The sequence below is a fragment of the Nocardioides sp. genome, from assembly GCF_035547795.1.
Lineage (GTDB): Bacteria > Actinomycetota > Actinomycetes > Propionibacteriales > Nocardioidaceae > Nocardioides.
Genome location: NZ_DASZUF010000185.1, coordinates 1 through 4,907, shown reverse-complemented (window position 1 = coordinate 4,907; position 4,907 = coordinate 1). Strand labels below are relative to the sequence as shown.

At 70.1% G+C, this 4,907-nt stretch carries 4 protein-coding genes and 1 pseudogene; 1 reads left to right on the top strand and 4 read right to left on the bottom strand.

Annotated features, from left to right (window positions below; all coding sequences use genetic code 11):
- The 4 genes from VHA72_RS13820 to VHA72_RS13805 all read right to left on the bottom strand — a co-directional run.
- Positions 1–669, bottom strand: a 669-nt coding sequence (locus VHA72_RS13820) for an ABC transporter transmembrane domain-containing protein (protein ID WP_325576174.1), incomplete at its 3' end; no start/stop codon positions are given.
- Positions 666–1,700 (bottom strand): cytochrome d ubiquinol oxidase subunit II, encoded by a 1,035-nt coding sequence (cydB, locus tag VHA72_RS13815; protein WP_325576172.1) that lies wholly within the window; start codon positions 1,698–1,700, stop codon positions 666–668. The genes VHA72_RS13820 and cydB, both read right to left, overlap by 4 nt.
- A gap of 10 nt (positions 1,701–1,710) precedes the next feature.
- Entirely contained in the window at positions 1,711–3,156 is a 1,446-nt protein-coding gene (locus VHA72_RS13810; protein WP_325576170.1) for a cytochrome ubiquinol oxidase subunit I, read from the bottom strand.
- 88 nt (positions 3,157–3,244) lie between these two features.
- Entirely contained in the window at positions 3,245–4,642 is a 1,398-nt protein-coding gene (locus VHA72_RS13805) for a cystathionine beta-synthase (RefSeq protein WP_325576168.1), read from the bottom strand.
- 78 nt (positions 4,643–4,720) lie between these two features.
- On the opposite strand from VHA72_RS13805, the pseudogene VHA72_RS13800 reads away from it, so the two are divergent.
- Positions 4,721–4,907: pseudogene (locus VHA72_RS13800) on the top strand (SGNH/GDSL hydrolase family protein); the annotation flags it as partial.

The following is a 4,907-nucleotide window of genomic DNA, read 5'->3' as shown; positions in this document are numbered from 1 at the left end:
CCGGTAGCGGTCGGTGACCGCCGCGATCACTCGCGACTGGGCGCGCGCCCGCCGGAACGCCACCAGCGTCGGCAGCCCGCGCATCACGTCGAGGAAGTGCCCCGACAGGTCCGTCAGCGCGCGCCACTGGGACTCCGCGCGGTCCCGGGTGGCGAGCCCGACCAGGATCCCGAAGACCGGGATGAGCGGCAGCGTGACCAGCACGATCAGCGCGCTGACCGGGTCGAGCAGGACCAGCGCGACCAGGGTCAGCACCGGCAGCACGCCGGCCAGCACGAGCGCCGGGACGTAGCGGGTCAGGTACGGCTCGGCCGCGGTGACACCGCGGGTGGCCAGCGCCGCCAGGGACCCCGAGGATGCCGGCGACGTACCGCCCAGGATCGTGGCCACGATCCGGCGGCGCAGGCCCCGGCCGACCAGGCCCGCGGCCCGGGCGGCGGCGGCATCACTGCCCCAGCCGACCAGCCCGCGGGCCGCGAAGAGACCGGCCACGGCCGCCGCCCAGGCGACCACCCGGCCGCCGTGCAGGACGGCGAGCACGAGCGACGTGACCGCCCAGGCCTGCGCGATGAGCAGCAGCGCGCCGAGGACGCCGAGCGCGCCGACCGCGACCAGCGGCCGGATCGCGACGACGAGGTGCCGCCGCAGACGTGGGTCGGTCGGCCTCACGACAGCACGTTCCCCGGGACCGGCCGGCTCGACTCCTCGACGGGGAGGTGGTGCACTCCGATCCGCTTGCGGAAGACCCAGTAGGTCCAGCCCTGGTAGAGCAGCACGAACGGCGTGAAGATCGCCGCGACGATCGTCATCACCGTCAGCGTGTAGTGCGTCGCCGAGGCGTTGTGCACGGTGAGCGTGACGCCGCCGGCGCTGGTCGAGGGCATCACGTCGGGGAACAGCGCCACGAACAGCCCGGCCACCGCCAGCGCGATGCACACGAACGTGCCCAGGAACGCCCAGCCCTCCCGGCCACGCCGCGCCGACGCCAGGCCGGCGACAAGCGCGAGCGCGGCCACGGCGAAGATCACCAGCGAGCCGGTGTTGCCGGTGTGCTCCTGCGCCCACCCCAGGAACACGACCGCGAGCACCGCCGCCACCACGCCCAGTCGTACGGCGAGGTCACGCGCCCGGTGCCGGATCTCGCCGTCGGTCTTCAGCGCCACGAAGATCGCGCCGTGGGTGAGGAAGAGCGTCAGCGTGACCAGGCCGCCGAGGAGGCCGACCGGGTTGAGCAGGGTGAGGATCGTTCCGGTGAAGTCCTTGTGCGCGTCGATCGGCACGCCCCGGACGATGTTGGCGAACGCCACGCCCCACAGCAGCGCGGGCAGCAGCGACCCGACGACGATCGCCCGGTCCCACCACGCCGCCCAGCGGGCGTCGTCGCGCTGGTGGCGGAACTCGAAGGCGACACCGCGGACGATCAGCGCCAGCAGGATCAGCAGCAGCGGCAGGTAGAAGCCGGAGAAGAGCGTGGCGTACCACTCCGGGAACGCCGCGAACGTCGCTCCCCCGGCGGTGATCACCCAGACCTCGTTGCCGTCCCAGACCGGCCCGATGGTGTTGATCATGACCCGGCGCTCACGCTCGTCGCGGGCCAGCACCGGCAGCAGGACGCCGACCCCGAAGTCGAAGCCCTCCAGGACGAAGTAGCCCATCCACAAGACGGCGATGAGGCAGAACCAGACGGTGGTGAGTTCCATGTCAGCCTCCTCAGTACGCGAAGGTCAGGGGACGGTCGGAGTCGTCGTGGTTGCGCCACGATGGGTCCGGGGGCTCGACGTACGGGTCGGCGCCCTTCTTGATGAACTTGACCAACAGCGCGAGCTCGACCACTGCCAGCACGCTGTAGATCGCGCACAGGCTGAGGATCGAGATCCAGGCCTCGGCCACGCTCACGCCGGGCGAGACGGCGTTGCGGGTGGTCATCAGGCCGAAGACCACCCACGGCTGGCGGCCGGCCTCGGTGAAGATCCAGCCGACCGAGTTGGCCAGCAGCACGAAGATCGGCGCCAGGATCGCCGCCCAGCTGAACCAGCGACCGGTCGGCGCGCGGCCCTTGCGGGTCAGCCACAGCAACCAGAACGCGAGCAGCGCGCCGGAGGCGCCCAGTCCCATCATCCAGCGGAAGCTCCAGTAGGTCAGCGGGATCACCGGCGTGTAGTCGCCCGGCGCGTAGTACTCCGCGCCGGGGTCGGAGCCATAGGTCTTCTGGTACTCCGCCCGCAGGTTGTCGATGCCCTGCACCCGCTCGTCGAACTTGCCGGTGGCCAGGAACGACAGCAGGCAGGGCACCTCCAGCGCCCACTTCTTGTGCTTGCCGTCGCGGGTGCCGATGGTGAAGAGCGAGAACGGCGCGCAGGTGTCGGAGGTGTGATAGAGCGCCTCGGCCGAGGCCATCTTCATCGGCTGGACGTCGGTCATGATCTTGCCCTGGACGTCACCGGTGATGGCGACCACGATGCCGGCGAAGGCGAGCACCCAGGCGCCCAGCCGCATCGAGCGGCGGTACATCTGGCGGTCGTGCTGCTTGCGCACGTAGAGCCAGCCGCTGATGCCGACCAGGAAGGCGGCACCGGTCAGGTACGACGCCGCGATCACGTGGGGGAATGCCCCGAGCTGCACCTTGTTGAACATCACCGCCCAGAAGTCGGTCAGCTCGGCACGCCCGGTCGTGGGGTTGTAGTGGTAGCCGACCGGGTGCTGCATCCAGGAGTTGGCGGCCAGGATGAACCACGACGACGCGAGCGTGCCGAGGTGCACGATCCACAGGCAGGCGCAGTGCAGTGGCCGTGGGAGCTTGTCCCAGCCGAAGATCCACAGGCCGATGAAGGTCGACTCGAGGAAGAACGCGAGCAGGGCCTCCACGGCCAGCGGAGCGCCGAAGATGTCACCGACGAACCGGGAGTAGGCGGACCAGTTCATGCCGAACTGGAACTCCTGGACGATGCCGGTGACCACGCCCATGGCGATGTTGATCAGGAAGAGCTTGCCGAAGAACTTCGTCAAGCGCAGCCACTCCTCGCTCCGCGTCCGCAGCCAGATCGTCTCCATCACGGCACATAGCAGCGACAGTCCGATCGTCAGCGGGACGAAGAAGAAGTGGTAGACGGTCACGATGGCGAACTGCCATCGAGCGATGTCGAGAACGCTGTCCACGGTCAGCGACACTACGCCTTGTGAAAGTTTTCACGAGCGCGCAAAGGGCCCTGATCGAGGGACCTTCGTCACTTTGTGAATCTTTTCACTAGTTGGCGCGCTGAGCGCCGCTGACGAACCCGAGCAGGTCCTGTCTGGTGAGGACGCCGACGGGCTTGCCATCCTCGTGCACCAGCGCCGCGTCGGAGTCCCTGAGCAGCGCGACCGCGGCGTCGGCCGGCTCGCTGGTCCCGATGGTCGGCAGCGCCGCGCTCATATGGTCCTCGACCCTGTCGGTGAGGCGGGCGACGCCGGTGAACAGCGCGTCGAGCAGGGTCCGCTCGGACACCGAGCCGGCCACCTCGGCGGCCACGATCGGAGGTTCCGCGCGCACCACCGGCATCTGGCTGACGCCGTACTCACGCAGGATGTGGATCGCCTCGGCGACGGTCTCGCCGGGGTGGGTGTGCACCAGCGCGGGCAACTCCCCCGACTTGCCGCGCAGCACGTCGCCGACGGTCTGGCTGACCGGAGCGCCGATGGCGAAGCCGTACTGCGCCAGCCAGGCGTCGTTGAACACCTTGGTCAGGTAGCCACGCCCCGAGTCCGGCAGGAGTACGACGACGACCGCGTCGTTCTGCCCCGCCTCGGCGAGCTCGTGGGCGAGCTGCTTGGCGGCGTACGCGGCCATGCCGGAGCTGCCGCCCACCAGCAGCGCCTCCTCGCGGGCGAGCCGGCGGGTGAACGCGAACGAGTCGGCGTCGGAGACCTCGATGATCCGGTCGGCGATGTCGCGGTCGTAGGTCTCGGGCCAGAAGTCCTCGCCCACCCCCTCGACGAGATAGGGCCGGCCGGTGCCGCCGGAGTAGACGCTGCCGGCCGGGTCGGCGCCGATGATCTGGACCTGGGAGTTCTGCTCCTTGAGGTAGCGGCCGATGCCGCTGATCGTGCCGCCGGTGCCCACCCCCGCGACGAAGTGCGTGATCCGCCCGTCGGTCTGTCGCCAGATCTCGGGGCCGGTCTCCTCGTAGTGCGAGCGCGGGTTGTGTGGATTGGAGTACTGGTCCGGCTTCCAGGCGCCCGGCTGACTGGCCAGCCGATCGCTCACGTTGTAGTAGCTGTCGGGATGCTCGGGCGGCACCGCGGTCGGGCAGACCACCACCTCGGCGCCGTACGCCTTGAGCACGTTGCGCTTGTCCTCGCTGACCTTGTCGGGGCAGACGAAGACGCACCGGTAGCCCTTCTGCTGGGCCACCATCGCCAGCCCGACGCCGGTGTTGCCGCTGGTCGGCTCCACGATGGTGCCGCCCGGCTGCAGCTCGCCGCTGGCCTCGGCCGCCTCGATCATCCGGGTGGCGATCCGGTCCTTCACCGAGCCGCCGGGGTTGAGGTACTCCACCTTCGCCAGCACCAGCGGACCCTCCTTCGGCAGCCCGTCCAGCGAGCGGTCCAGCCGCACCAGCGGGGTGTTGCCGACGAGGTCGAGCAGCGAGTCCACGTACTCCATGGCCTCACCCTAGGCGTGTCTCGACCGAACGGGCGAGGCGGCGCGGCGCGGGCCGAGCCGGTTCCGTAGGGTTGGCCTGTGACGAAGCGCCGAGCAGCCCTCAGGGTGGGTGGCTGGCTGGCGCTGGCCGGGGCCGGCCTGTTCGGCGTACTGGCCGCGGAGGCGCGCTTCGCCTACGCCACGATCAACTCCGTCGCCCTGATCCCGCCGCCCGACCCCACCGGCACGTACGGCGACGGGGACCAGACCGACCTTCCCCCGCTCA

What these genes read in the sequence shown, in the direction of transcription:
- cydB (WP_325576172.1), bottom strand. Translation starts at nt 1,700, where the DNA reads ATGGAACTCACCACCGTCTGGTTCTGCCTCATCGCCGTCTTGTGGATG.
- VHA72_RS13805 (WP_325576168.1), bottom strand. Translation starts at nt 4,642, where the DNA reads ATGGAGTACGTGGACTCGCTGCTCGACCTCGTCGGCAACACCCCGCTG.